The organism is Pseudomonas sp. B22129 (assembly GCF_044218875.1).
In the GTDB taxonomy this organism is placed as follows: Bacteria; Pseudomonadota; Gammaproteobacteria; order Pseudomonadales; family Pseudomonadaceae; genus Aquipseudomonas.
The window spans coordinates 6,738,647-6,765,584 of the sequence record NZ_CP162592.1 but is presented as its reverse complement, the minus strand read 5'-3'; the positions used below and the strand labels follow the sequence as shown (position 1 = coordinate 6,765,584).

Below are 26,938 nucleotides of genomic sequence, written 5' to 3'. Positions count from 1 at the left end.
TATGTAGGAAGTTGGAGTTATATATGGTGGAATTATTGCTGGTGGAAGATGATCATGAATTAGCCGGGTCATTGATGGATTACCTCGCCGAGTTTCACTACGACGTAGACTTTGCGCGGGATGGGCAAACTTGCCTGGAACTTGCCCGGCGGCATGAGTACGACCTTATCGTCATGGACGTTGCAATGCCGCGAATGAGTGGCTTTGACGCTTGTCGGCAATTGCGCCGCGAGCAGAACCAGACGCCCGTTATATTTTTGACAGCGCGTGACGCCTTGCCCGATAAGGCGCAGGGCTATGAGGCCGGCGGCGACGATTATCTGGTCAAACCATTCGAGCCCCAGGAGTTGATATGGCGCATCCGTGCATTGCTGCGTCGAGGCGCTGCGCGCCAGCCACGAACCCCGAGACAGCTGGGCGACCTGATTATTGACCCGGTCTCGCAGTCGTTGAGCCACAACGGTGTTGTCACAGTGTTGCCTGCCCTGCCGTTCAACCTGTTGAACCTGTTGGCCGATGCGGCGCCAGAACCTGTCAGCCGACGCAGACTGGAGGCTATCCTGTGGCCCGAGGGCGACCCCCCTGACAGCGATGCACTGCGAACCTATGTTTACCGGCTGCGGCAAGCCTTGGGTAAACCCTACGGTAACGAGCTGATCCGGACTGTCCACGCAAAGGGTTACCGTCTTGCCATTCCCCACTGACTCCTTCTTCGCGCGCATGCTCTGTGCGCTGCTGCCGTTCATGGCAACCATCACGTTGTTTTACAGCGTGTTGATCTGGGTCACTGTCTACGTGACGGAGGATCACATCATTTCCAGTTATTTGAAGCTTGAGGCTGAGGCGTTCCAGGAGCGGCATGCCTTGGAGGGGCAAGCCACATCGATGCCCAATAGCATTTACCTGCAGGGCTATTGGTCGGCAGATGCAGACGCCCCCGCAGTCGCACGGCAACTATCGGTTGGCCACCATGAGCTCGGTGGAAAGGACATTCATATGTTTGTGAGTGACGTCGCAGGGGCATCGCAGCGATTGATTCTAGTGCTGAACGAAGCGCAGCTCAGCCAGACCGAAGGCTATGGCGCGCAGATTTTCGGGTTGTTGTGCGCGGTGGCCGGATTGATCCTGATCCTGGGCGCGATTCTGGCCATCGCCATTGCCCGGGCCATCTCCCAGCCAATCACCCGGCTGGCGACGGAGGTGGCCCACACACCCAGCGGGCCAAGCCGGTTCAGCGGATTTGACCGCCGAGATGAAGTCGGTACGTTGAGTCGCACACTGTCCTCGTTGGTTGCCCAGCAAAACGGGGTGCTGCTACGCGAGCAGGCTTTTACCCGGCACGTCAGTCATGAGTTGCGAACCCCTCTGAGTATCTTGAATAACTGCCTGGCGATACTGCGCTTGTCAGAGTGCAATGCTGATAAGCGTGCGCGCAGCCTGTTGCGTATGGAAGGGGCATTGGCGGCAATGAAAATGACCATCGAGTTGTTTTTATCGCTGACCCGTGAACCGCGCCAACTGCGTTGTGAGGTGATTGACTTGCGCGCAGTCGTGGTCGAGCAGATCGAAAAATATCAGACGCTTTACCCGCTCGCTGTGGGCGACTTGGCGTTCAGCGGCCCAGCGCCGTTCACCTTGCCGGCGAATGAAGCAATAGCGTGCAGTGTTATCCAGAACCTGCTCGGTAACGCCGCCCAGCATGGTGCCGGAAAGGTCCGGGTCATCCTCACTGAGCAACGTTTGGTGATCATCAACACACGACTGAAACATTCCTCTTCACAAGGCTTCGGGTTCGGCCTGGAGATTGTCTCCCGAGCTTGCGCTCATGCCGGTTGGTCCCTTGATACCCGGCGCAGAGCCTACACGTTCCGTGCCTGCGTCTCTTTCAGTCGGGCTACTTGAGATTGCCGCTGAGAAATTGCTGCAAACGCTCGCTCTTCGGATTGCCCAGCACATCTTCCGGTGCGCCTTGCTCCTCCACCAGCCCCTTGTGCAAAAACAACACCTGGCTCGACACCTTGCGCGCAAAGCTCATCTCGTGGGTGACCATGATCATGGTGCGGCCTTCCTCGGCCAGCCCCTGGATCACTTTCAACACTTCGCCGACCAACTCCGGGTCAAGGGCCGAGGTAGGTTCGTCGAACAGCATCACCTCCGGCTCCATGGCCAGGGCGCGGGCGATGGCCACACGTTGCTGCTGGCCGCCAGACAGAAATGCCGGGTATTGATCGGCCACACGCGCCGGCAGCCCGACCTTGTCGAGGTAGCGGCGGGCGCGGTCTTCGGCGTCTTTCTTGCTGCAGCCCAACACCCGGCGCGGGGCCATGGTGATGTTTTCCAGCACGCTCATGTGGCTCCACAGGTTGAAATGCTGGAACACCATCGCCAGCCGCGTGCGCAAGCGTTGCAGCTCGGCGTCGTCGGCCACGCGCATGCCGTGGCGGTCGCTGACCATGCGGATTGTCTGGCCGTCGAGGGTCATGGCGCCGTCGTTAGGGGTTTCCAGAAAGTTGATGCAGCGCAAAAAGGTGCTTTTGCCCGAGCCGCTGGCGCCGATCAGGCTGATCACGTCACCGGTCTTGGCCTTGAGCGAGACACCTTTGAGCACTTCATTGTCGCCATAGCTTTTATGCAGGCCTTCAACGGTCAATTTGTACATGCGGCGTGCATCCTCAAGGCGAAAGTAGGTAGCCGCTGCGGTAGGCCTCTAGACCTGCGACATGGCTGATGACCATCCCGGCAGTGGCCATGCGGCGCAGCGAACGGGCGTAGAGCAGGCCGGCATTCTGGCAGTGCACGGGCGTTACGCGGTCAGTAATGGGGTCGATGATTTCGGCGATCAGTTGCCCGGCTTGCAGGTATTCCCCAGGCAGGGCGCTGAACACCAGCAGCCCGCCAACCGGCGTGGTCACCGGCTCGACGCCCGCCAGCGGTGTGGCCGGGTAGGGCAGCGCGGGCAGTGGCGCCGCGTCGCCTTCAATCGCGCCGAAGTGGATCAGGTAATCGATGATCGCCTGGCAATCCAGGGCCGCCAGGCCGTGGTTGACGTCGCCTTGGCCGCGCAGTTCGACGGTCACCGAAAAGCTGCCCATGGGAATCGGGAAACGCTTGGCGAAACGCTGCTGCAATTGCCACCACACCAGCGTGAAACACTCATCGAAGGACTGCCCGCCGGAGTCGGTCGCCAGCAAATTGGCCTCCGAGCCGATATAACGCGCCAGTGGTTCCACCTGCGGCCAGGCTTCGGGCGTGGTGTACAGGTGCGCCACGGCTTCGAAATCGCAATGCAGGTCGAGCACCATGTCGGCGTCACAGGCCAGGCGCTGCAGCACCAGGCGCTGGGATTGCAGCTGGGTGTCGGCGGTTTGCGCGGCGAGGGCGCTGACCAGTGCGGTGCGGATCAGCTCGACGTTGTGCTGCGGGTCATCGCCGAGCAAATCCTCGACCTGGTTGCCCACTTCGTCACTGAGGTCGACAAACTTGCGGTTGAAATTCTGCCCGCTTTCCAGCTCGTAGCGGCCCAGGGGAATATCCATTAACACCTGCTCCAGCCCGACCGGGTTGGCGACGGGCACCAGCACGATTTCGCTGCGCAGGCGGCCGGCTGCTGCCAGCTCCGCCAGGCGCACCTTCAAATGCCAGGCGACCAACATGCCCGGCAGCTCGTCGGCGTGCAGCGACGACTGGATGTAGATTTTGCCTTCAGCCAGCTCCGGGCCGAAGTGGAAACTGTGAATCTGCCGCGCCGTGCCTGGCACGGGCGCGATCAGTTCATGCACCTGATGACGCATAAAAACTCCTTAGTGGCTCGGCCCGAGAAAGGCCAGCCAGCGGCGCTCCGCCAGGCGAAACAGGCCGACCAGGGCAAAAGTCACGGTCAGGTAAATCAGCGCAGCGATGCCGAATGATTGAAAGGTCATGTAGGTCGCCGAGTTGGCGTCCCGGGCCACTTTGAGGATGTCCGGCACCGTCGCGGTAAACGCCACGGTGGTCGAGTGCAGCATCAGGATCACTTCGTTGCTGTAGTAGGGCAACGAGCGGCGCAGGGCCGAGGGCATGATCACGTAGGCATACAACTTCCAGCCGGTCAGGCCGTAGGCCTTGGCGGCTTCGACTTCGCCGTGGGCCATGCTGCGGATTGCACCGGCGAAAATCTCGGTGGTGTAGGCGCAGGTGTTGAGGGCGAAGGCCAGGATGGTGCAGTTCATTGCGTCGCGAAAGAACGCGTCCAGCACCGGCTGCGCACGCACGGCCGCGATGCTGTAGATGCCGGTGTAGCAGATCAGCAACTGAATATAGAGCGGTGTGCCACGAAACAGGTAGGTGTAGAACTGCACCGGCCAACGTACCCAGAACGTGCGTGAAACGCGGGCGATGGACAGCGGGATCGAAACCAGAAAACCAATGAAGATCGAGGCGCTGAGCAGCCACATCGTCATCGCAAGCCCAGTGATGTGTTGGCCGTCGCTGTACAGGAAGGGCCGCCAGTATTGCTGCAGAAGTTCGATCATCGCACGGCCTCCCGGGACCCAGCGGAGTAGCGCCGTTCAAGCCAGCGCAGGACGACGTTGGATGCGCTGGTAATCACCAGGTAGATCAACGCGGCGAGCACCAGGAAAAAGAACAGTTGGTAAGTACTCTTGCCGGCATCCTGGGCCGCCTTGACCAGGTCGGCCAGGCCGATGATCGACACCAGCGCTGTGGCCTTGAGCATCACGCACCAGTTGTTGTTAATGCCCGGCAGGGCGAAGCGCATCATTTGCGGGAACGTCACGTAGCGAAACCGTTGCCCGCGTTTGAGGCCGTAGGCGGTGGCCGCTTCCAGCTGGCCACGGGGCACGGCGAGGATCGCACCACGAAACGTCTCGGTGAAATAAGCACCGTAAATGAAGCCCAGGGTAATGACCCCGGCGCTGAATGGGTCGATCTCGATGTAGTCCCATTCCATAAAATCGGTAAGGCCAGTCAGCCAGATTTGCAGGCTGTAGAAAATCAGCAGCATCAGCACCAAGTCAGGTATGCCGCGAATCAGGGTGGTGTAAATCTGCGCGGGGATGCGAATCAGGGCCACGCTGGACAATTTCGCGCTGGCGCCGAGCAGGCCCAGCAGGACGCTGACGGCCAGGGAGGCGACCGCCAACTTCACGGTCATCCACGTACCTTGCAGCAACAGCGGGCCGAACCCCTTCAAGCTGAAGGCACCCAGCCCCAGGGTTTGCAAAAGATCTTCAAACATGAATTCAGGACCTAATGGCGATAAAAAAGCGCCCACCGCAAACCGGTGGGCGCCAGGGTGTTATTTACCGCTGTAGAGGTTCAGATCGCCGAAGTGTTTCTTCTGGATGGTGGCGTAGGTGCCATCATCGTGTAACGCTTTGATACCTTTATCGAGCAAGGCCTTGAGGTCTTTGTTACCTTTTTTGATACCGACCGCCGTTTTGGCTGGCAGCAGTGGGTCGTCAATTGCCTTGCTGACTTCGTAGTCAGCGCCGGCTGGCGACTTCAAAAAGCCCAGTTCGGCTTGCAGCATGTCTTGCACCGAAGCGTCCAGACGGCCGGACGTCAGGTCAGCATAAACCTGGTCCTGGTTGGCATAGGCCTTGGTGGTCACACCGGCTTTGTCCAGCACGGCCTTGGCGTAGGCTTCCTGAATGGTGCCTTGCTCGTAGCCGACCGATTTGCCCTTCAGCGATTCAGGCGTGGAGTAGTTCGCGCCTTTTTTGAACACCAGGGACGTCGGGCCGGAGAACAGCTCGCTGGAGAAGTCGATCGCCTTTTCACGGGCTTCGGTCACGGTCATCGACGAAATCACGCCGTCGAACTTGTTGGCGTTGAGGCCTGGAATCATGCCGTCGAAGTCACTTTCGACCCACTTGCACTTCACTTTCAGTTCGGCGCAGATCGCATTGCCCAGGTCGATATCGAAGCCCACCAGGCTGCCATCAGCGGCCTTGGATTCGAACGGCGCGTAGGAAGGATCGACACCAAAACGCAATTCCTTGTATTCCTTGGCTGTAGCGACACCCGCAGCCATGCACAGAGCCAGTGCAGAAAGGGTCAGCAATGCTTTTTTCATTATGTAATCCCTGGAAACCAAGATAAGCGCTTGTGGCGCGTTTAGGACTGTTACTGAACGGTGTCAGACGGATCTCAAGTAGCAATTTCTGCACCATAGTTCCGAATGAGTGTTTTAAAAGGTGGGATGAGGGCGTTCCAAGTGTAGAAGATGCCCAAAAATGGGCATTGTTTTTTCAATGCACCATTTCGGATCATGACTCGGATCAAACATGTGGGAGCTGGCTTGCCTGCGATAGCGGTGGAGCAGCCAAATCTCTGTGTCTGACCCAGCGCCATCGCAGGCAAGCCAGCTCCCACATTGATTTGCAGTGTTTGGGAGGGAGAGGTCAGGCCAACAAGTCTTGCAGTGTGGCGAGGTTGTCGGCTTCCTCCACCGCCTTATCCTGCCGCCACCGCAACATCCGCGGAAACCGCACCGCAATCCCGCTCTTGTGGCGCTTGGACAGGGCGATCCCCTCAAACCCCAGCTCAAACACCATGCTCGGCGTCACACTGCTGACCGGGCCGAACTTTTCCACCGTGGTTTTGCGCACAATTGCATCGACCTTGCGCATCTCTTCGTCAGTCAGCCCGGAATACGCCTTGGCGAAGGGCACCAGCGAGCGTTCAGTGCCGAGTGGCCCGTCCCACACCGCAAAGGTGTAGTCGCTATACAGGCTGGCGCGCCGGCCATGGCCGCGCTGGGCGTAGATCAATACCGCGTCGACGCTGAACGGGTCGACTTTCCACTTCCACCACACGCCCATGTCTTTGGTGCGGCCCACGCCATACAGCCCGTCGCGCGCTTTGAGCATCATGCCTTCCACACCGAGGCTGCGGGAGGCTTCGCGTTGTTCGGCCAGTTCCGCCCAAGTGGTGGCTGTCAGCACGGGCGATGGCAGCAAGGCCGGGTTGTTGCACTGCGCAATCACCTGCTCAAGTTGGGTGCGGCGTTCGGCTTGGGCGTGGTTGCGCCAGTCATCGCCCTGATGCTCGAGCAAGTCATAGGCGAGGACGGCGACCGGCGCATCGTCGAGGACTTTTTTGCTCAGGGTTTTACGGCCAATACGCTGTTGCAGCAGGGCGAAGGGTTGCACCGAGCCTTTCCACACCACGATTTCGCCGTCGATCACTGTCCCATCGGGCAAGCCACTGACCAGGCTATGCAGTTCGGGGAAACGTTCGGTCACCAATTCCTCACCGCGCGACCAGATCCACAGCCGGCCTTCACGCTTGACCAGCTGTGCGCGTATGCCGTCCCACTTCCACTCCACCTGCCAGTCGGCAGGCGAACCCAGCAGGGCGTCGAATTGCTCCACCGGTTGCGTCAGCCCGTGGGCCAGAAAAAACGGATAAGGCTGCCCGCCGCGTTGCGCGTGTTCGTCAGACGATTCGGCAGCGATCAGCTTGAGGTAGCCCTCAGCTGTCGGGCGATTGGCCAAGTCGGTGTAGCCCACCAACCGTTGGGCCACGCGTTTGCTGTCGAGGTCCGCCATGGCGGCGAGGGCGCGGGTGACCAGCAGTTTCGACACGCCCACGCGAAAGCTGCCGGTGATCAGCTTGATGCACACCATCAGGCTGGGTTGGTCCAGTTGCGCCCACAACGCGGGCAGCCGCTGCGCCAGTTCAAGGGGCGGCAGGCCACGCAAGGGCAGGAGCTTTTCCTCCAGCCATACGGCCAACCCATCTTCCGATGTGTAGGTGGATTCCGGTAACAGCAGGGAAATGGTCTCGGCCAAGTCGCCCACCGATTGGTAGCTCTCCTCGAACAGCCACGGCTCGATGCCGGACGCTTCGGTGGCCATGTCCCTCAACAGGCGCGTCGGCACCAGTTGGCGGGGCCGCCCGCCGGATAAAAAGTACACCGCCCATGCAGCGTCTTCCGGTGGTGCTTGGCGGAAGTAAGCTTGCAGCGCTGCGAGCTTGGCATTGCTGGACGTGGTGGCGTCTAGGTTGGCGTACAGCTCGGCGAAGGCCTTCATGCCGTGGCCTCTTCTTCGTCATCGCCGTATTCGGTGGTGAAGCCTTGGGCGTCCAGGCCTTTTTCCCGCAGGTGGCGCACCAGAACGCCGACGGAGCCGTGGGTGACCATCACCCGTTCGGCGCCGGTTTGTTCGATGGCCCACAACAGGCCCGGCCAGTCGGCGTGGTCCGACAGCACGAAACCCCGGTCCACCCCGCGCCGCCGACGGGTGCCGCGCAGGCGCATCCAGCCGCTGGCGAAGGCATCGCTGTAGTCGCCAAAGCGCTTTATCCAACTGCTGCCACCGGCAGAGGGCGGCGCGATGATCAGTGCCTGGCGCAACAGTGGGTCGGTTTTTTTGAAGTCACCGGCGTAGAGGGTTTCGGGAATGTAGATGCCGGCTTCGCGGTACACCCGGTTCAGGGGGTCGACGGCGCCGTGGCTGAGGATCGGGCCGATGCTGGCGTCGATGCCATGCAGGATGCGCTGGGCTTTGCCAAAGGAGTAACAGAACAACACGCTGGCTTTTCCCGCCGCGATATTGCCCTGCCACCAATCATTGATACCCGCAAAAATCTGCGCCTGGGGCTGCCAGCGGTAGATCGGCAGGCCAAAGGTCGATTCGGTGATAAAGGTGTGGCAGCGCACCGGCTCGAAGGGCGCACAGGTGCCATCGGGCTCGACTTTGTAGTCGCCGGACGCGACCCAGACCTCGCCTTGGTATTCCAGGCGCACTTGCGCCGAGCCGAGCACATGCCCGGCGGGGTGAAAGCTCAAGGTGACGCCGTGGTGCAGCAGTTTTTCGCCGTAGGCCAGGGTTTGCAGGTTGATGTCCTGGCCCAGGCGCGAACGCAGGATGCCTTCGCCGGGACCGGCCGCCAGGTAATGTTCGTTGCCGGTACGGGCATGGTCGCCGTGGGCGTGGGTGATGACCGAGCGCTCGACGGGGCGCCAGGGGTCGATGTAGAAATCACCGGCGGGGCAATAGAGGCCTTCGGGCCGGGCGATGACAAGGTCCATGGGCGTGCCGGGGGCGATGGGCTTATCAGTTAGGAGGCGGGGCGCAACGCAGAAGTTCTATCTGAATGCATGCAAAGCAACTGTGGGAACGGCGGTGCGACGATTCGACTTGCTCGCGAATGCGGAGTGTCAGTCAAAGATGTAGTGACTGATCTACCGCATTCGCGAGCCCGCTCCCACATTTTTTGATCCGGTTCCTTCAGAAGAAACCGGGTTACTTGCCGGGCGTGAGGGTCAAGCGGGTTTTCCCATACGCCTTGTCAAAGTTCTGCGGCTGCATCGGGAAGCTCAGGTATTGCGCCTTGAGCGACGGGTCGATGCCATTCGCATAGTTCGGGCTGGCCGGGTTGCCGGATTGGCCGGTGCCACCCTGGCCGGTCATCGGTTCGGCGAGGCCGAAGTCGACGATCATGCGCAACGCCGGCACCTGGGTGGTGGCGAAGTCCTGGCCCCAGCTGTACGGCGCCGGGTTCAGGGTATTGTGGTCACCGCCGCTGGCGAACGGGCCGCGGATCACCTGGCCATTGGCGCCTTTCCAGGTGGTGGTGTGCAGCTTGCCCCACTGCCAGGCCTTGTGATCGCTGCCCAACTGGCTGTCGCCAGCGGTGATCGCGGCGGCGAGGCTGCGCGCCAGGATGGCGGGTTTGTCTTCTTTCTGCGGTGTGCGTGAGTTATCCCAGAACGGGCTGTCTTCGCGGCCCAGCAAATGGTCGGCGGTGGCGGAGTAGGACAGGCCGCCATTGCTGACAAAGGCTTTCCAGCTGGCGCTGTTGTCCGGGCCGAGCTTGTCGAGGAAGATCTGTTTGGCGCTTTCCTGCAGGAACAGTTCGTAGATTGCGGCGTCAGCTGATGTCGATACGAGGCGACCGTCGAACGCCATCAGCCGGGTGAGCGCCTCGCGTGCCTTGCCCGCCTCGGCGGCCGGCAGTGCGTCAATCGCCTGCTTCAGCGGCTGGGCCATGCCCGGCGCCTGGAACATGGTCTTGAGTTTGGCGGCGAATGTGGTGGTCTGGTCGTACTGCATGGCGATCATGCTGCGGCTGTCGTGCTTGCCGGCATTCGCCAGTTGCGCCAAGCGCTCACTGCGCTCCGGTGCGTCCCACGAGTTGGACAACTGCATGCCGTAGCCGCGCGGGGCGGTGCGCTGGTTGGCGGTGCCGATCCAGCCTTGGGCCGGGTCCTGGTCGTAGGGGTGCAGCATCGCGTCGGCGTAGCCGTCCCAATCAAAGCGTGCATCCCAGCCCGGCGACGGCAGCAGGCCTTCGCCTTCGCGGCGGTTGGGGAAGCGGCCGGTGACTTGCCAGCCGATGTTGGTGGCGTCGGCAAAGATCATGTTCAGGGCAATGGCGCGGATTTCGCGGGTCGCGTCCGAGGCCTTGCCCGCGTTTTGCGCGCGGGACAAGTCGAAGAACGCGTCCAGGCTCTTGTCGTCCTCGAAATCGGCGGTTTGCAGGGCTAGGCCGAAACCGCTGGTCAGGGCCTGGCTGCTGTTGAGCAGGGCGCCGTGGCGGGTTTCGTACACCACTTCGCGAAGCGGCCGCTGGCCCTTGGCGAAGAAGGTTTCGTTACGCACACCGGCCGGCAGCCATTTTCCGTTGTTTTCGTAGTACAGCGCGCTGCCCTGGCGTTTGACCTTTTCCAGGAACAGGTCCTGGGTGTCGCCTTTGACCGAGCTCATGCTCCACGCCACTTTGCCGTTGAAGCCGGACAGCAGCGTCGGCAAACCGGCAATCGAGGCGCCGACGGCCTGGTATTTCGGGGCGCGAATCTGTACGTAGTTCCACGGCGACGGCGCTTGTGGCGCGGCTGCAAGGTCGCTGGCCAACAGGCTTTTGCCGCTGCGGCTGCGCTGCGGGCCGATGGCCCAGTTGCTTGATGTGGTGACGGCCAGCGCGTTGAGGCTGTTGAGTTGCTGGCCTACCGCTTCCAACCCGGCCAGGCCGGTGATCTGGCCGAGGTTCACGCCTTTGAGTTTTTCGGTTTCTTCCAGCGGAACCGGCTCATCCGGTGCGCTGGGGGTGAGCCAGGCGAGTTTGTCGACACCGACTTTCTGCGCCAGCACCAGCGACGACAGTTCTTCCTGCAAGTTGCTCGACTCGCTGAAATTCAGCAGGCAGAACAGCAGCGCCGAATCTTCCGGCTTCCAGTACTCGGGCTTGTAGCCGGTCTGGGCCAGGTCCGGCGGCAGCTTGTCGCGGTAGCGGAACAGGTAGGCGTTGACGCCCCGCGCATACACTTCAAAGAAGCGCTTGAGGCGCGGGCTGGAGGCGTTATACAGCTCGCCGGCGCTTTTTTTCAGGTTGACGGCGCGCATGAAGCGGTCGACGTCGAGCACTTCAGGGCCGGACATTTCTGCCAGGCGGCCTTGGGCCAGCAGGCGCAGGGTGACCATCTGTGTGATGCGGTCGCTGGCGTGCACATAACCGAGGCTGAACAGCGCGTCGTGAAAGGTGTTGCTTTCGATCAACGGCATGCCTTGGGCATTGCGGCGCACCGACACATTCTGTGCCAGGCCTTTGATCGGCTGCACACCGGCGACTGGTGGCAGGGTGTCCTGGGTGCTCTGGAGCTGGCAACCGGCCAGGCTTAATGCACTGGCCACTGCCGCGGCAACGCCGAACCGGGGAAGAAAATGTGAGAGGGCTGGCGAGGCCATGGCAAAGCTCCTGCGGGGGGTAGCGTCAGTAAAGGCGCTACGTTAGTGAGCGCGGCGAAACGACGCAAGCGGGAGTTTTGTCAATTTTTGAGCCGAGGGGCGTTCAATGTGGGAGCTGGCTTGCCTGCGATGCAGGCACCTCGGTCTGTCAGTTGTACTGAGGTGAAGCTATCGCAGGCAAGCCAGCTCCCACAAAGGTCAGGCTTTGGGCGGGTTCACCTTTTGCACCAATTCATAGGCGCGGACAGTGGCCGGCCGCTCCTTGATGCTGGTGAACCAGCGCTGCACATGTGGGAAGTCTTCCAGGCGCTGGCTCTGGCGTTCGTGGGAAGCAATCCACGGGTAGATGGCCATGTCGGCAATGCTGTAGGCCTCGCCGGCCACGAACGGGCGATCGGCCAGACGACGGTCCAGCACGCCATACAAGCGCGCGGTTTCATCCACGTAGCGCTTGATCGCGTAGGGGATTTTTTCCGGTGCGAACAGGCTGAAGTGATGGTTCTGGCCGGCCATCGGCCCCAAACCGCCCATTTGCCAGAACAGCCATTGCAGGGCTTCCTGGCGACCGCGCAGGTCTTGCGGGATGAACTGGCCGGTTTTTTCCGCGAGGTACAGCAAGATGGCGCCGGATTCGAACAGCGAAATCGGCGCGCCGCCGTCGGTCGGGTTCTGATCGACGATGGCCGGAATGCGGTTGTTGGGAGCGATCTTCAGGAAGTCTGGCTTGAACTGGTCGCCCTGGCCGATGTTGATCGGGTGCACCTTGTAGGGCAGCCCGGCTTCTTCCAGGAACAACGATACTTTGTGGCCGTTGGGGGTAGTCCAGTAATACAGGTCGATCATGAAGCTCTCCAAAGGTGGTGATGCTTGAGCGAATGCCTGTCGCTATAGGTAATGTTCCACTGACGAAAATTCAATGAAACATTTGTGCATACCCTTAGAAGCCATTCACACAGCACCGTCCACCAGCACCTGCAACGACTGCTGCGAGCAGCGCTCGATACGTGCTCGTACGCGGTACACCTCGGCGAACATCAGCGGGTCGAGCACCGCATCGGCTTTGCCGCTGGCATACAAACGGCCTTCGCGCAGTACGGCGATATGGTCGGCAAAACGTGCGGCGAGGTTGATGTCGTGCAACACCACCACGGCAATCAGGTTGTGTTCGCGCACCAGGGCGCGGACGCAGTCCATGACTTTCAATTGGTAATTGAGGTCCAGGGCGCTGGTGGGTTCGTCCAGCAGCATCACTTGCGGGCGGCGCGCGATGAGTTGGGCGAGGCTGACCAGTTGGCGCTGGCCGCCGGAAAGTGTGCTTAACAGTTGGTCGGCCAAATGCGTGATGCCGATGCGCTGCAACGCCTCGAAACCTTCACGCAGGCAGGCGTCACTCGACAGCGGGATGCCATCGACGTCTGCCACGCGCAGGGCGGCGATTACGCTTTCCATCACGCTGAGGCTCAGCCCCGGTGGGAGATTTTGCGGCATGTAAGTGACGCGCCGCGCACGCTCGCCGATGGACATGGCCGACAGGTCAAGGTCGCCGAGGCGCACAACGCCTTGCATCTTTTCCAGCCCAGCCACGGCGCGCAGCAGCGTGGATTTGCCCGCGCCATTCGGGCCGATCAAGGCAGTCAGGCTGCCGTGGGGCAGGGTGGGCATGCTCAGGTCATGCACAATCTGCCGTCGCCCGTAGCTGACGTTGGCGTGGTGTACCGATAAACCTGCACTCATAACTGCCTCCCGCGCTTGAATACCAGCACCACAAAAATCGGCACGCCCACCAACGCGGTGACGATGCCCACCGGCACGATCACGCCGGGCATGATCAGTTTGCTGGTAATCGACGACAGCGACAGCAGCAAGGCGCCGGTCAAGGCGCTGGCCGGCAGCAGGAAACGTTGGTCTTCGCCCACCAGAATCCGTGCGATATGCGGGCCGACCAGGCCGATAAAACCGATGGTGCCTACAAATGCCACGGCGGTAGCTGACAACAGGCTGATGCGCAGCAACGAGAAAAACCGCAGGCGCTTCACGTCCACGCCGAAGCTTTGCGCGCGGTCTTCGCCCATGCGCAGCAGGGTCAGGCGCGAGGCGGCGGTGAAAGAAAACGGCATCACCACGGCGACCACAAAGGCGAGAATGCCGAGTTTGTCCCAATTGGCCCGGGTCACACTGCCCAGGGTCCAGAACACCAGTTGTTGCAGCACGTCTTCGGTGGCGACCAGCTGCAACAAGGCCACCACGGCGTTGCAACTGAACACCAGTGCGATACCGAACAGCACCAGGCTCTCGACCCCGGCGCCACGCAGGCGTGACATGGCTTGCAGCAAAAACACCGAGGCGGCGGCGAAGATAAAGGCCGAGATGGAAATCGCCGTGTTGGCCGACACCCACAGTGTGGTCACCGGAAACACGATGACCAGCGAAGCGCCCAGCGCTGCCGCCGAGGACACGCCGAGGGTGAACGGGCTAGCCAGCGGGTTATTCAAAATCGCCTGCATCTCGGCCCCGGCCAGCGACAGCGCGCAACCGACCAGCACTGCCATCAGCGTGTAGGGCAGGCGCACGTTCCAGATGATCACTTGGTCAGTGGCGCTCAGGTGGGAGGGGTGCAAAATGCCGTCGAGCAATGCCAGCAGGCCCATGCCGGACGGGCCGCTGGCGAGGTCCACCAGAATGGCGCAGACCAGCGCGGTGCCGAGCAACGCCAGCAGCCAGGCACGCCGCGCCAGCAAGCGGCGATAGCCGTGGGTGGCGCTGGCGAGGTCGAGGGTTTGAGTGGTCATTTGGCTCACAGATTCTTGAAGTCGATGAAGATCAAAATGTGGGAGCGGGCTTGCTCGCGAATGCAGTGTGTCAGTCAATATATTCATTGACTGGTACGCCGCTTTCGCGAGCAAGCCCGCTCCCACATGGGGGCCTGTGTTTACTTGGTTTTTGCGTCAATCCAATACGCACCCTGCAGCGGCATCCCCAGAAACTGCTGGTTGATCTGCTCCATGGTCGCCTGCGGATCCAGCTTGGCGAACAGCTCCGGGTGCACCCATTTGGCCAATGCTTCAATCGCCAGCAGGTTGTACGGCGAGTTGTAGAAGTCATGCCACAGGCCGTGGGAATTGCCCTCGCGGATGGCACGCAGGTTGGCGAATTCCGGGCGGGCCAGCACGCGGTCAAACGCTTCACGGGCGTCTTCATTACTCACGCCTGCACCCAGAATCAGCCCCGGTTTATGGTTGCCGGTGGCCACGTACACATCTGGATCCGCCTTCAGCGCGTACTCGACACTGATATCGCCGAGCGCCCCTGGCACCACGTCGGCGGCGATGTTGCGCCCGCCGACCAGCTTGATCACTTCGCCCATGCCGCTTTTGCCGGTGGTGTGCCCCGGTGCTTGCCAGGCGCCGGCCAGCAGTTCGAGGAACACGCTCGGGCGCGGGCCCGCCGGCAGGGTGGCGACGGCGTCGGTAATGACCTTGATGTGCTGGTCATAGAAACTCAGGAACGCCTTGGCCTGGGCTTCACGGCCCAACGCCTCGCCCAGCGCCTGCATGCTGGTGTGGGTGCCCTGTACCGGGTTGATGCGAAAATCCACGAACAGCACCGGAATGCCGGCTTTGGCCAGCACGTCAGCCACCGGGCTGTGTTCGGTGGGGCCGTGGCCCGAGATGCTGAACACCGCCAGGTCCGGTTTAAGCGAGAGAATTTCCTCGGCGCTGACGCTTTGTTCCGACGCCTGGCCGATCAGCGGGATGTCTTTCACCGTGGGAAATTTCGCCACATAGGCGTTGTAAGTGTGCTGGTCGAGCAGTTTCAAATCGTTCTGCCAGCCGACGATGCGCTGGAACGGCGCCTCCTTGTCGAGCAGGGCAAACGCGGAAATCAACCGGCCTTCGCCGAGCACCACGCGTTTGACGTCGTCCTTCACCTCGACCTTGCGGCCCAGTACGTCGGTGACTTCATGGGCGGCGGCGGTTTCGGCGTGGCCGAGGACCAGCGCGGCGAACAGCACGCCGAGCTTGAACACGTTACGGGGTTTGAACATGGAAAGGACTCCGGGTGAGGGAACATCAGAATTCATAATCGACACTGGCCGTGAGGGTGCGCCCTGCGCCGGGGATGCCGTACAGCTGGAAGCCGTCGAGGGATGCGCCGATCTGGCTGTAATAGAACTTGTTGAACACGTTGTTCAGGTTGAGGTTGACCGTGGTGGCCTTGTTCACCTTGTATTGCGCGGCCACGTTGCTCAGCCAGTAGCCGGGGGCTTTTTCGTTGTCACGCACGTAGATGGCGTTAACCCCGGACGGGCCGTTGGCGTAGCTGCTGTTGTTGTTCAAACCGCCGACATATTTGTTGTCGGTGTAGCGGCGACGGCCCACGTATTGCTCGCCGTAGCTCAGGCTCAGGTCGTCGGTGACGGCGTAGGTGGTCCACAGGTTGGCGGTCAGGTCGGGGACGTTCTTGGCTTCGCTGCCTTTGTTGATGCCCTTGGTCTGGGTGCTTTTGAGCGCCGAGAAGCCGGCGTAAGTGGTCCAGCGCGGCGTGATATTGCCTTGCAGGCCAAGTTCTACGCCGTCCACGCGTTTGGCGGGCAGGGCGCGCACCGGCGCGGCTTCGCCGTCCTGGTATTCCCAGGCGTTGTCCAGTTCGGTGCGAAAGATCGCCGCGGTGACATTAAGCATGTCGTCGGCGATGTCCCACTTGGTGCCCATCTCGTAGGTTTTCGATTTGGCCGGGCTGTAGTTGCTGGTGGTGGCCGAACCGAAGATCTGGTTGTTGGTGGACGCACCCAGCGCCGACGGTTGCGCCGCCTCGCTGTAAGACACGTAGATGCTGCCGTTCGGCAACGGCTTGAACACCGCGCCGACGCGACCGCTGACGGCGCCGTCGGTGCTGCTGATGTCAGCCTGGCCACGCTGGGTGGTCTGGGCGCGCCAGTTGTCGTAGCGCAGCGAACCGAGGACTTGCCATTGCTCGTTGAGGGTGACGGTGTCGCCCAGGTAGATGCCGGCGTTGTCGACGATTGAACGCGGGTCGCCTTCGCCCTTGGTCACGTAGGTGCTGGCGAAGCTGTGGCTGGGGTCGTTCATGTTGAAGAACATGTCGCCGGCCGGTACTTCGGCGTTGCGTTTCAGGCCGCCGTAGGTCTCGTGATAGAACTCCAGGCCCGAGACGATCGAGTGCTGCAGGCTGCCGGTGTTGAATGCGAAGCTGAAGTCGGTCTGGTTATCGAGGATGGTGTAGCGCTTGGACAAACCGAAATCGCTGCCGCGCAGGATGCCGTAGGCGGTGTTGCTGTTGTTCGCGTAGTCGGTGTAGGCGTTTACCGTGCTGCCGGGCACTTGGCTAATTGGGCCTACGCCGGTGTAGCCCAGGGTCGCACAGCGGGTGCCGGTGCAGGTTTTCTTGCCGTTGGCGCCTGCGGCGAAAAAGCGGGCCGGGGACAGCACGGCGAAGTTGTCGCTGCGTTCCCAGCGCGTCTGGTTGCGCAGGTGGGCGTCGTTCCAGTCGAAGTCATGCTCGAAACGCGCGGTCAGCGAGGTGGTTTCGTTCTGCTGGGTGTAGAGGCTGGAGTCGCCGTACCAGTTTGAACGCGACACGCCGGGCATGCGGTGACCGTCTGTACCCCGCTGAATCGGCACGCCGCCGTCCGGGGTGTTGGTGTCTTTCTGGTAGAAGGTGTCGACGAAAAACCGCGTATCGGTGCCCAGGCCAAAACCGAAGGACGTCGCGATGCCCCAGCGGTCGTAGTCCACGTCGTCGCGCTCGGCGACCTGGTTGTAGTGCTTCATCAGGTTGATGCGCACGGCCGTGGTGTCGTTGATCTGTTTGTTCAGGTCGGCAGTGAGGCGGCGGTAGCTGTCGGTGCCGATGCCGGCGGCGACTTTGTTGGCGTCGCCCAAGTGTGCTTCTTTGCTCACCAGGTTGACGCTGCCGCCCACGGCAGACACGCCGGATTCGATGGAACCGGTGCCCTTGAACACTTCAGCTTGCTGCAGGTTGAAGGTGTCGGTGCGCGTCGACATGCCCGCATCGCGCACGCCGTCGACAGTCAGGCTTTGTTCGGACGAGAAACCGCGAATCGAAAACAGGTCGCCCCAGCCCAGGTTGCCCTCGCCAGACATGAAGGTGATGCCCGGCACGTTGCGCAACACTTCCTGCAAGGTCTGCGCGTTCTGCTCCTTGAGCACCTGCTGCGGCACGATGGTCACGCTTTGCGGGGCGTCGAGCAGTGGCTGGCTGATTTTGGCCGAGGTTACGCGGTCCACTTTAAAGGTGGAGGTGGCTTCGCCGTCGACCTTGATTTCCGGCAGACTCAGCACTGAATCATTCGGCGCGGTGGTGTTGGTGTCGGCCCAGGCGGTCGGTGCGACACTGCCGGCAGCGAGAAAACCGAACATCGGCGCCAGGGTTGTATTCAGCGTGTGGCGGTAAGGCGTGGGAGATGACATGGGCAGTGATCCGAGTCTAAATTACAATTACTCTCATTTAGGTTCGGTAGTCTAAAGAGCGATTTCCCCTGCCATACCCTGGCTTTGTATCGCTGATGCGTGATTATGGTTTCCTACAACATTCCATTACATTTGCCCGACCTGCTGGCCGAACTTTCGGCTAGATCCTGCGTTTTGAGTTTTCGGATTGACCGCCCATGGCCAAGCTTGACCACCTGCTGATCGTTGATGACGACCCGCAAATCCGCCAACTGCTCTGCGACTACCTCAGTGACGCCGGTTTTCAGGTGTCCACCGCCGCTGACGGCAAGGAAATGCGCCGCCGCCTGGCGCTGAATGTCATCGACCTGATTGTGCTCGACCTGATGCTGCCCGGCGAAGACGGCCTGAGCCTGTGCCGCGAACTGCGCGTGAGTTCCAACACGCCGGTGGTGATGCTCACGGCCAAGGGGTCGCTGATCGACCGCATCGTCGGCCTGGAAATCGGCGCCGACGACTACCTGCCCAAACCCTTCGACCCGCGCGAGCTGCTGGTGCGGATCAAGGTGGTGTTGCGCCGGGTGCAAAGCTTTCCCGACCGCGCACGGCTGGATGAGGCGCCGAGCATTCGCTTCGCGGGCTGGCAACTCGACACGCGGGCGCGGCAATTGCTGACACCCGAAGGCGTGGTGGTCAGCCTGGGCAATTCGGATTACCGCGTGTTGCGCCTGTTATTGCAGCACCCGAACCGCCCGTTGAGCCGCGACTTTCTGCTCAACCACGTGTTCGACAAGGACAGCACGCCGTTCGACCGTTCCATTGACGTGTGCGTGAGCCGCCTGCGTTCGCAACTGCCCGCCGGGCTGATCAAGACCGTGCGCAACGAGGGTTACATGCTCACCGCCGACGACGTGGCATTGGGCTCGTGAGGTTGCTGCCCAAGTCGCTGTTCGGGCGGCTGGTGCTGATTCTGGTCAGCGGCATGCTCGCGGCCCAGGCGCTGACCAGCAGCATCTGGTACGACCGGCGCCATGGGCAGGTGCTGGAAATCCCCGCGCGGCTGATCGCCACACGGCTGGCGGACGTGGTGCGGCTGGTGCACAGCGACCCGCAGCAGGCCGATCAACTGATCAAACTGCTCAATGCGCCGCACTTTCAACTGACCCTGAGCGACCAGGCCAGCAGCACGCCCAGCACCCTCACCGACAGTGACCGGCCCACCGAGCGCCTGATCAAAAAGGTACTGTCGGAGAAAACCGGCTATGCGCAAACCCTGATTCTGTTGCGCCTGTCGCTGGTGGACGGCGAAGGGCAAACCGCTGGCCTCTCGACCTTGCTCGGCTCCAAGCCGGTGGTGGGCCAATTCCTGATTGACCTGCGCCTGCCCGATGGGCGCTGGTTGCAGGTGGACGCCAGCGAAGAGCAGGGCTGGACCAGCACCTCGCCGCTGGATTTGTTGTTCGACTACGTGATGCGCATCTATTTGCTGCGGGTGCTGGTGTTGGTGGTGATCGCACTGGTCGCGGTACGCCTGGCGATTCGCCCGCTCAATGCCTTGGCCAAGGCCGCCGAAGCGCTGGGCCGGGACATCCAGCGCCCGCCACTGTCGGTGGACGGCCCCACCGAAGTGCGCCGGGCCGCCCAGGCTTTTAATGCGATGCAGCAGCGGCTGATCGCCAACATCGCCGAGCGCACGCGGTTTCTCGCGGCGATTTCCCACGACCTGCGCTCACCGATCACACGCCTGCGCCTGCGCACCGAAATGCTTGAAGACAACCGCACCAAGGAGCGTTTTCGCAGTGATCTGGAGGAAATGGAACACATGGTCTCTAGCACCCTGGATTTTGTCAGCAGCGGCGAAATCAACGAAACGCGGCAGAACATCGACATCAATGCCTTGCTGCAAAGCCTGCAGGCGGATCTGGAGGATGTGGGCAACAGCGTCACCCTCGTCGGCCGCGCCCGGCAGCCGTTGCCGGGATACGCGCGCAGCTTGAAACGCTGTGTGCAGAACCTGCTGGAGAACGCGGTGCGTTATGGCTGTGAAGTGGTGGTGCGGGTCGAGGACCAGGCGGGCAGCTTGAAGATTGTGATCAGCGACCGCGGGCCGGGGATTGCGCCGGAACAGCTGGAGCAGGTGATGGAGCCGTTTTACCGGGTGGAAGGCTCACGCAATGCTGAAACGGGCGGGTATGGGTTGGGCTTGAGTATTGCGCACACCATTGCTAAGGCGCATGACGGGCGATTGAGTTTGCGTAATCGGGAAGGTGGGGGGCTTGAGGTGGATTTACAATTCCAACGCAAATCCTGAATTTGAAGTGCTATCTAAATGTGGGAGCGGGCTTGCTCGCGAATACGGAGCGTCAGTCACTGCATGTGTTTCTGATCCACCGCCTTCGCGAGCAAGCCCGCTCCCACATAAGCCAGCTCACAGTTGTATCTTCAGCGTGGCTTTACGCCCCGTGGCACTTCTTGAATTTCTTTTCGCTGCCGCACGGGCAAGGATCGTTGCGGCCAACGTCCTTCAAGGCGTTGCGCACCGGCTCCTGGTGAGCGTGGCCGCAGTTCGGGCCGTGGACATGGCCGTGGTCGTGATCATGGTGATCTTGATCGTGGTTGCAGTCAGGACCATGGACATGGGGTTGCTGGTTCATCGATGTCGCTCCGGAATAAAATCGCCGGGGATTATCTCGCCATTGTGGTTCACCTGCACGTCATTACCGATGAATAATCCGGTTTTCAGTTCGCCTTCCAGGCGATACGGCACGGGCTTGTCGGGATTTTTCAGCATTTGCACCACATCACGAATCTGCGGCCAGAGGTTGGTGCGCACCGAGACACGGAAAAAAGCATGGCTGCGCGGCGGCACTGTCAGCCACTCGTTGGACTCGCCTTCGGTCAGCACAAAGTCGCCGAGGCTGACCTTGTAGATCAGGCCGCGAACCGTCAGGTCTTCGTCGTCACGGTTGTCCACGCGAAACCACAGTTTGAATTTCTGCTCGAGCAACTTCGCGCGCACCACTTCGACTTTCACCAACGACACATGGGGCGGCGGGGCATCGTCCTCAAACCAGGAGGCGCAGCCGGTCAAGCCCAGGGTCAACGCCAGCATCAAGCAATACATCCGAAGCATGGCGTTTTCCCGTCAGGTGGTTAGAGGTAGCTGGAACAGCACTTCTTGAACTTCTGCCCGCTGCCGCATAAACATACATCATTGCGCCCGGCCTTCACCTCAACTGTCGGGTCGATGAAGTACCAACGCCCCTCGTTCTGTACGAAAGAAGACTGCTCACGGTGGCTGTGTTCGCCGGTGCTGTCGTGCCAGCGTGCGGTAAAGGTCACGAAGGCGTGTTCCGGCTGGCCGCCGAATACCTCGGAGCTTTCCACCGAGAGGCCCAGCCAGGTGCTCTGTGCACTCCAGGCGCCGATGGCGGCGCGGTCAAGACCCGCCTGTTGCGCCGGCAACGTGGTGGCGACCAGATAGTCCACCAGGCCCAGCACATAGGCGCTGTAGCGTGAACGCATCAGCGCGCTGGCGCAGGGTGCCGGGTGGCCGGCGTGATAATGGCCGCAGCAGGCATCCAGCAGGTTGCCGCTGCCGCAGGGGCAAATGGATGTACTCATCGGGTTACCACCAATACTTTCCGAAGTTTTCCGGGTTGGCCCAGAAGCGGGCGTTGAGCCAGTCGGGCACTTGCTTATAGTCAAGCAGATCATAGGTAAACAGCGTCAGAACCTGCTCGTCGCGCTGGAAACGCTCGCCGGCTTGCAGGGCCAGGGAGAAGAAGTCGGTTTCCTTCCAGCCGCAGGCATTCAAGTCCACCAGCACTGCAATGCGGCTGGCATTCAGGTTGCGGATACCGCCGAGCAGGGTCAGGCCTTGCGGTTTTGACAGGTGCTCCAGGCAGTCGACCACCAGCGCCAGGTCAAAACGCTGCGCGGCCAACTCCGCGGGCAGCGGCCCGGGCGGGGCGATGGCCACTACGGTGTCGGAGTGCTCTGCTTGAAACGCCTCCAATGCCGGAAATTGGCTGGCACCCAATAAAAGCAGGCGTTTTGGCTGGTGCAGGTCGAGCAAGGCGGCCAAGGCTTGCTGAGGTGTACGGGAAGAAATACCAGCGGTCATCACAGATCCTCACATCAGGACCGTAGAGACTAGCGCGGCTGAGCGTGCGGGCCTAGAGCGGGCGGCTGCGAAAAGTCCTCGGAGGGCTGTAATCCTCAATAAAACCGGGGGTGTGGCGTACTGGCGCAGATGAAAAGAGCCGTCTTTACTCCACCCATCGGCCCCCGCCGATACCCTCAGGAGAAATCACATGAGCATCATGCGGACAGCTCTACCCTTGGTTCTGCTAACCGGAGTATTGACAGGTTGCGCAGGTTTGCAAAAAACCGATTGGCCCACCTGTGCAGCCGTGGGTGGTGTGACGGGCGCCGCGATTGGCGCCACTGAAAGCTCGGCCTACGCAGGCTACGGCGCGCTGCTGATCGGCGGCATGGCCGGCGCCTATTGCTGGGTGCACGGCGATGGCGACGAAGACGGTGATGGCGTGCCGGACAGCCGCGACAAGTGCCCGGGCACGCCCAAAGGCGTACAGGTCGATGCCAACGGTTGCCCACCGGCACCGCCGGCGGCGGTGGTTGAGGAGGTGGTCGTGGTCAAGGAAGAAACCATCGTGATTCGCGATGTGCACTTCCAGTTCGACTCGGCCAAGTTGACGGCGGCGGACAAAACCAAACTCGACACCATCGCCACCCGCTTGAAACAGGAAGCCCCGGGCGCGCAACTGCGGGTCAGCGGGCACACCGACAGCGTCGGCAAAGACGCCTACAACCAGAAACTCTCGGAAAAACGTGCGCATTCGGTGACCGATTATCTGATCGGCGCGGGCGTGCCGCGCAGCAACTTTGTGTCTGTCGTCGGCGCGGGCGAAAGCCAGCCGGTGGCCGATAACAAAACGGCAGAGGGCCGCGCACTGAACCGTCGCGTGGAAATCAAAATCAACCGCTGACAGCCTTTGCCCCCGTGTGAGCCACGGGGGCATTGCTCAATGGCACCTTTTTGGTTTTTTTTGATCCTTCACTGGCAAAACGCCTTTAGAAGTCGTTACTGTGCGGCCGTCTAGAACAAAATAAGAAGGCCAATCATGCGTAAGGTTTTTCTGTTGGCCCTGTTGGTCAGCCCCATTGCCCTGGCGCAGAACGTCAGCGTTGAGAGCAACTCGTTGATGCGCCTGCCCAACAGCACCAGCGTCTTGCAGCTCGAACGCCTGGACGTGGCGGATTACGGCACCTTGCTGATTCCGGCCAACATCAGCCAGGTGGCGGTGGATGAACTGCACCTGGGGCGCGAAGCCCGTATCACCATCGTGCCCGGCAATACCGCGTTGCAGTTGCAGGTGCGCCATGCGCAGTTGGAACATGGCAGCCAGATCACCTCGCGCGGAGCGCCTGGTACCCACGAACGCCCGGCCAAGGCTGGACGCGACCTGACGTTGCGCATCAATGAATTGACTGCCGACGAACTGTCGGTGGACGCCCGTGGCGGCGCCGGTGCTCAAGGCTATGCGGGGCTGGATGGCGCCAACGGCGTTGATCCGGGTTGCACCTGGGGTTCGGCGGGGCGCGGCGCCAATGGCGATAACGGCGGCGATGGCCTGCCGGGCGCGGCGGGTGCGCAGGTGCGTGTCGAGCTGCCGCAAAGCTTCCCGGCTGAACAGATCAAGGTCTGGGTCGATGGCGGCGCCGGTGGGTTGGCCGGTACGGCGGGCAAGCCCGGTAAAGGCGGGCAGTCCAAGGGGTGCCTGGTGTACCGCGCCGATGGCGGCCAGAAGGGGCGCCCAGGGCTGGAAGGGCAGCCGGGGCCTGCCGGGCCTGCGGGTGCTGTGACCATCCAGCGGCTTTGATGCGTTTGCCCTGACGTCATCGCGGGCAAGCCCGGCTCCCACATTGGAATGCATTCCAACCTGTGGGAGCCGGGCTTGCCCGCGATGAGGCCCTGAAAAACATCCTCAGAACATCGGCCGAGCCGAAGCAATCGCCACCACCACCAACCCCACAATCAGATTGATCCCCACCAACTTGCGAATCTGCCCCAGCACCGCCGCACCTGCCGGCCAGTCTTCAGCCGCCACCGCCGTGCGCAACTGCGGGAACTTCAGCGCCTGGATGCGGATAAACAGCGCCGTCATCACCAGATACAAGCCCATCATCACCTGCACATAACGCGGCGCGGTTTCAAACCCGCTGAAACGCAATTGCAGCAGGCCGACACCGCTGATCGGCAAAACCAGCACCGCCACCCACACCCACACGAAAAAACGTTGAAACACATTGGCCCACAACTTGAGCCGGGCAGGGCCCTCAAGTGCCGCCACAGCGGCGGGGCGCAGGATCATCCAGGCGAAAAACATGCCGCCGACCCAGACGACGGCGGCCAATACATGCAGGGTATAAACAAGGCTAAACACGGTCATTGCGGTACTCCGTTCTGCGCGGGATTCATTAGCGGGGTATGATAGCCGCCGATCCGAACCACTGAAAATTTATCCAGCGTTTTTTGCGCCCGACTATCCATGATCAGCACTGAACTCAAAACCACGATCCAGGGTGCCTACTCGCGTTTTCTCGAAGCCAAGAGCTTGAAACCGCGCTACGGCCAACGCCTGATGATCGCCGAAGTGGCCAAGGTCCTCGGGGATATCGACACCGACGACGAAGGCCGCCGCGAAGGTGAGCCTGCGGTCGTGGCCGTTGAAGCCGGCACCGGTACCGGTAAAACCGTGGCTTACAGCCTGGCCGCCATCCCGACCGCCAAGGCCGCCGGCAAGCGCCTGGTGATTGCCACCGCCACCGTCGCCCTGCAAGAGCAGATCGTCTACAAAGACTTGCCCGACCTGATGCGCAACAGCGGCTTGAACTTCACGTTCGCCCTGGCCAAGGGCCGTGGCCGCTATATGTGCCTGTCCAAGCTCGACGTCTTGCTGCAGGAAGGCCACGCGCAAACCGCCACGGCTTCGCTGTTCGAAGAAGAAGGCTTCAAGATCGAGGTCGATGAGGTCAGCCAGAAGCTGTTTACCAGCATGATCGAGAAACTCGCCGGCAATAAATGGGATGGCGACCGTGACAGTTGGCCCACCGCTCTCGAAGATGCCGACTGGGCGCGCCTGACCACCGACCACAGCCAGTGCACCAACCGCCATTGCCCCAACTTCGGCCAGTGCGCCTTCTACAAGGCCCGCGAAGGCATGGGCAAGGTCGACGTGATTGTCACCAACCACGACATGGTGCTGGCCGACCTGGCCCTGGGCGGTGGCGCCGTGCTACCCGACCCGCGCGACACGCTCTATGTGTTCGACGAAGGCCATCACTTGCCTGACAAGGCCATTGGCCACTTCGCCCACTACACGCGCCTGCGCTCCACCGCCGACTGGCTGGAAACCACCGCGAAGAACCTGACCAAACTGCTGGCGCAGCACCCGTTGCCCGGCGACCTCGGCAAGTTGATCGAGCAGGTGCCGGAGCTGGCGCGGGAGATCAAGACCCAGCAGCAATTCATGTTCAGCGCCTGCGAACAGGTGGCCGACTTCAAGCCCGGCGAAGACGTGGAGGGCCGGGAGCGGCCGCGTCACCGCTTCGTCGGCGGGTTGATCCCCGAGCACATGCGCGAAATGGGCATCGAGCTGAAGAAAGGCTTTTCACGCCTGACGGATTTGTTCACGCGCCTGACCGACCTGCTCAAAGAAGGCATGGACGGTGAGGTCAACATCGGCATCGCCAGCAACCAGGCCGAAGAATGGTACCCGCTGTTCGGCAGCCTGTTGTCGCGCTCCCAGGGCAACTGGGAGTTGTGGACCGCCTTCACCGTCGAAGACCCGGAAGACAACCCGCCGATGGCGCGTTGGCTGACGCTGTCGGAAAGCGGTGCGCTGTTTGATATCGAGGTCAATGCCAGCCCGATCCTCGCGGCGGAAATGCTGCGGCGCAACCTGTGGAACGTGGCCTACGGCTGCCTGGTGACTTCGGCGACGCTGACCGCACTGGGCACCTTCGACCGCTTTCGCATGCGCGCCGGCCTGCCGAAAAAGGCCGTCACCGCCGTGGTGCCGAGCCCGTTCCATCACGCCGATGCCGGTGTGCTGCGGGTGCCGGACCTCAAGGCCGACCCACGGGACGCGCCCGCCCACACGGCGGCGATCATCCGAGACCTGCCGTCATTGGTGGAAGGCTCGCGGGGCACTCTGGTGCTGTTCTCGTCGCGCAAGCAGATGCAGGACGTGTTTGACGGCCTCGACCGCGACTGGCGCAAGCAAGTGTTTATCCAGGGCAACCTGTCCAAGCAGGAAACCCTGAACAAGCACAAGGCACGCGTCGATGGCGGGGATTCCAGCGTGCTGTTCGGCCTGGCCAGCTTCGCTGAAGGCGTGGACTTGCCCGGCGCTTACTGTGAGCACGTGGTGATCGCCAAGATCCCGTTCTCGGTACCGGATGATCCGGTCGAGGCCGCGCTGGCCGAATGGATCGAGGCGCGGGGCGGTAACCCGTTCATGGAGATCTCGGTGCCGGATGCTTCACTGAAGTTGGTCCAGGCCTGCGGGCGCTTGCTGCGTACCGAAGAAGACCGGGGCACCATCACCTTGCTCGACCGCCGTTTGGTCACCCAGCGCTACGGCAAGGCGATCCTCAATGCCTTGCCGCCGTTCAGGCGCGAAATTTCTTGAGCCACCGTGGGCGAATTCGCCCACTTCGTGGTCTATCTCACTGCCAACGCTTTATGTCATCAGGCCATTCATCGGCCGTTTGGGAGAACCT

Annotated in this window: 25 protein-coding genes; 7 read left to right on the top strand and 18 right to left on the bottom strand. The window is 61.6% G+C overall.

What is annotated here, in order from left to right; all coding sequences use genetic code 11:
* The first annotated feature begins 23 nt into the window (after positions 1-23).
* Both AB4P94_RS30905 and AB4P94_RS30900 read left to right on the top strand, forming a co-directional pair.
* On the top strand, positions 24-704 hold the full coding sequence (locus tag AB4P94_RS30905) for a response regulator transcription factor (RefSeq protein WP_395608836.1): 681 nt from the start codon (positions 24-26) through the stop codon (positions 702-704).
* Between the two features lie 40 nt (positions 705-744).
* A complete protein-coding gene (locus AB4P94_RS30900; protein ID WP_395608835.1) occupies positions 745-1,902 on the top strand; it encodes a sensor histidine kinase in 1,158 nt (385 codons plus the stop codon).
* Here AB4P94_RS30900 and AB4P94_RS30895 read toward each other — a convergent pair.
* The 13 genes from AB4P94_RS30895 to AB4P94_RS30835 all read right to left on the bottom strand — a co-directional run bounded on the left by AB4P94_RS30895 (position 1,895) and on the right by AB4P94_RS30835 (position 18,148).
* Positions 1,895-2,659, bottom strand: coding sequence for an ABC transporter ATP-binding protein (locus AB4P94_RS30895; RefSeq protein WP_090408459.1), 765 nt, complete (start codon positions 2,657-2,659; stop codon positions 1,895-1,897). The two genes, AB4P94_RS30900 and AB4P94_RS30895, sit on opposite strands and share 8 nt — an antisense overlap.
* 13 nt (positions 2,660-2,672) lie before the next feature.
* Positions 2,673-3,791 carry a succinylglutamate desuccinylase/aspartoacylase family protein gene (locus AB4P94_RS30890; protein WP_395608834.1) on the bottom strand — a complete coding sequence of 373 codons (1,119 nt, stop codon included), beginning with the start codon at positions 3,789-3,791 and terminating at the stop codon, positions 2,673-2,675.
* A gap of 9 nt (positions 3,792-3,800) precedes the next feature.
* On the bottom strand, positions 3,801-4,511 hold the full coding sequence (locus AB4P94_RS30885; protein ID WP_395608833.1) for an ABC transporter permease: 711 nt from the start codon (positions 4,509-4,511) through the stop codon (positions 3,801-3,803).
* Positions 4,508-5,236, bottom strand: coding sequence for an ABC transporter permease (locus tag AB4P94_RS30880; RefSeq protein ID WP_395608832.1), 729 nt, complete (start codon positions 5,234-5,236; stop codon positions 4,508-4,510). The genes AB4P94_RS30885 and AB4P94_RS30880 overlap by 4 nt, the downstream gene beginning before the upstream one ends.
* 60 nt (positions 5,237-5,296) lie before the next feature.
* Positions 5,297-6,076 (bottom strand): transporter substrate-binding domain-containing protein, encoded by a 780-nt coding sequence (locus AB4P94_RS30875; protein WP_017254762.1) that lies wholly within the window; start codon positions 6,074-6,076, stop codon positions 5,297-5,299.
* 328 nt (positions 6,077-6,404) lie between these two features.
* Entirely contained in the window at positions 6,405-8,039 is a 1,635-nt protein-coding gene (locus AB4P94_RS30870; protein ID WP_395608831.1) for an ATP-dependent DNA ligase, read from the bottom strand.
* Complete coding sequence (locus tag AB4P94_RS30865; RefSeq protein WP_395608830.1) at positions 8,036-9,040, bottom strand: ligase-associated DNA damage response exonuclease; 1,005 nt, start codon at positions 9,038-9,040, stop codon at positions 8,036-8,038. The genes AB4P94_RS30870 and AB4P94_RS30865 overlap by 4 nt, the downstream gene beginning before the upstream one ends.
* A 214-nt stretch (positions 9,041-9,254) precedes the next feature.
* A complete protein-coding gene (locus AB4P94_RS30860; RefSeq protein ID WP_395608829.1) occupies positions 9,255-11,696 on the bottom strand; it encodes a penicillin acylase family protein in 2,442 nt (813 codons plus the stop codon).
* A 198-nt stretch (positions 11,697-11,894) separates the two neighbouring features.
* Positions 11,895-12,539 carry a glutathione binding-like protein gene (locus AB4P94_RS30855; RefSeq protein ID WP_395608828.1) on the bottom strand — a complete coding sequence of 215 codons (645 nt, stop codon included), beginning with the start codon at positions 12,537-12,539 and terminating at the stop codon, positions 11,895-11,897.
* 105 nt (positions 12,540-12,644) lie between these two features.
* The gene (locus AB4P94_RS30850) at positions 12,645-13,430 is read right to left on the bottom strand and encodes an ABC transporter ATP-binding protein (RefSeq protein WP_395608827.1); all 786 of its coding nucleotides are present in this window, start codon (positions 13,428-13,430) and stop codon (positions 12,645-12,647) included.
* The gene (locus AB4P94_RS30845) at positions 13,427-14,485 is read right to left on the bottom strand and encodes a FecCD family ABC transporter permease (RefSeq protein WP_395608826.1); all 1,059 of its coding nucleotides are present in this window, start codon (positions 14,483-14,485) and stop codon (positions 13,427-13,429) included. Before AB4P94_RS30845 ends, AB4P94_RS30850 begins: the two co-directional genes overlap by 4 nt.
* Positions 14,486-14,625: 140 nt before the next feature.
* Positions 14,626-15,741 (bottom strand): ABC transporter substrate-binding protein, encoded by a 1,116-nt coding sequence (locus tag AB4P94_RS30840; RefSeq protein WP_395608825.1) that lies wholly within the window; start codon positions 15,739-15,741, stop codon positions 14,626-14,628.
* A 25-nt stretch (positions 15,742-15,766) separates the two neighbouring features.
* The gene (locus AB4P94_RS30835; RefSeq protein ID WP_395608824.1) at positions 15,767-18,148 is read right to left on the bottom strand and encodes a TonB-dependent receptor; all 2,382 of its coding nucleotides are present in this window, start codon (positions 18,146-18,148) and stop codon (positions 15,767-15,769) included.
* 197 nt (positions 18,149-18,345) lie between these two features.
* Between AB4P94_RS30835 and AB4P94_RS30830 the strand changes: the two genes are divergently transcribed.
* A complete protein-coding gene (locus AB4P94_RS30830; RefSeq protein WP_395608823.1) occupies positions 18,346-19,056 on the top strand; it encodes a response regulator in 711 nt (236 codons plus the stop codon).
* The gene (locus AB4P94_RS30825; protein ID WP_395608822.1) at positions 19,053-20,438 is read left to right on the top strand and encodes an ATP-binding protein; all 1,386 of its coding nucleotides are present in this window, start codon (positions 19,053-19,055) and stop codon (positions 20,436-20,438) included. The genes AB4P94_RS30830 and AB4P94_RS30825 overlap by 4 nt, the downstream gene beginning before the upstream one ends.
* Before the next feature lie 142 nt (positions 20,439-20,580).
* Here AB4P94_RS30825 and AB4P94_RS30820 read toward each other — a convergent pair whose 3' ends face one another.
* The 4 genes from AB4P94_RS30820 to AB4P94_RS30805 are packed head-to-tail and all read right to left on the bottom strand — an operon-like array spanning position 20,581 to position 22,253.
* Positions 20,581-20,781, bottom strand: a complete 201-nt coding sequence (locus AB4P94_RS30820) for an SEC-C metal-binding domain-containing protein (protein ID WP_395608821.1) — start codon at positions 20,779-20,781, stop codon at positions 20,581-20,583.
* A complete protein-coding gene (locus AB4P94_RS30815) occupies positions 20,778-21,260 on the bottom strand; it encodes an LEA type 2 family protein (protein ID WP_395608820.1) in 483 nt (160 codons plus the stop codon). Before AB4P94_RS30815 ends, AB4P94_RS30820 begins: the two co-directional genes overlap by 4 nt.
* A 20-nt stretch (positions 21,261-21,280) precedes the next feature.
* The gene (locus tag AB4P94_RS30810) at positions 21,281-21,751 is read right to left on the bottom strand and encodes a YchJ family protein (RefSeq protein ID WP_395608819.1); all 471 of its coding nucleotides are present in this window, start codon (positions 21,749-21,751) and stop codon (positions 21,281-21,283) included.
* Positions 21,752-21,755: 4 nt separating this feature from the next.
* Positions 21,756-22,253 (bottom strand): DUF6231 family protein, encoded by a 498-nt coding sequence (locus AB4P94_RS30805; RefSeq protein ID WP_395608818.1) that lies wholly within the window; start codon positions 22,251-22,253, stop codon positions 21,756-21,758.
* Between the two features lie 190 nt (positions 22,254-22,443).
* On the opposite strand from AB4P94_RS30805, the gene AB4P94_RS30800 reads away from it, so the two are divergent.
* Together AB4P94_RS30800 and AB4P94_RS30795 are read left to right on the top strand one after the other, a co-directional pair.
* Positions 22,444-23,139, top strand: coding sequence for an OmpA family protein (locus tag AB4P94_RS30800; protein WP_395608817.1), 696 nt, complete (start codon positions 22,444-22,446; stop codon positions 23,137-23,139).
* A gap of 135 nt (positions 23,140-23,274) precedes the next feature.
* Positions 23,275-24,033, top strand: coding sequence for a collagen-like protein (locus AB4P94_RS30795; protein ID WP_395608816.1), 759 nt, complete (start codon positions 23,275-23,277; stop codon positions 24,031-24,033).
* A gap of 105 nt (positions 24,034-24,138) precedes the next feature.
* Here AB4P94_RS30795 and AB4P94_RS30790 read toward each other — a convergent pair whose 3' ends face one another.
* Positions 24,139-24,603, bottom strand: coding sequence for a CopD family protein (locus AB4P94_RS30790; protein ID WP_395608815.1), 465 nt, complete (start codon positions 24,601-24,603; stop codon positions 24,139-24,141).
* Positions 24,604-24,702: 99 nt separating this feature from the next.
* Here AB4P94_RS30790 and dinG point away from each other — a divergent pair, with 99 nt between their 5' ends.
* A complete protein-coding gene (gene dinG, locus AB4P94_RS30785; RefSeq protein ID WP_116628327.1) occupies positions 24,703-26,847 on the top strand; it encodes an ATP-dependent DNA helicase DinG in 2,145 nt (714 codons plus the stop codon).
* The last annotated feature ends 91 nt before the right edge of the window (positions 26,848-26,938 follow it).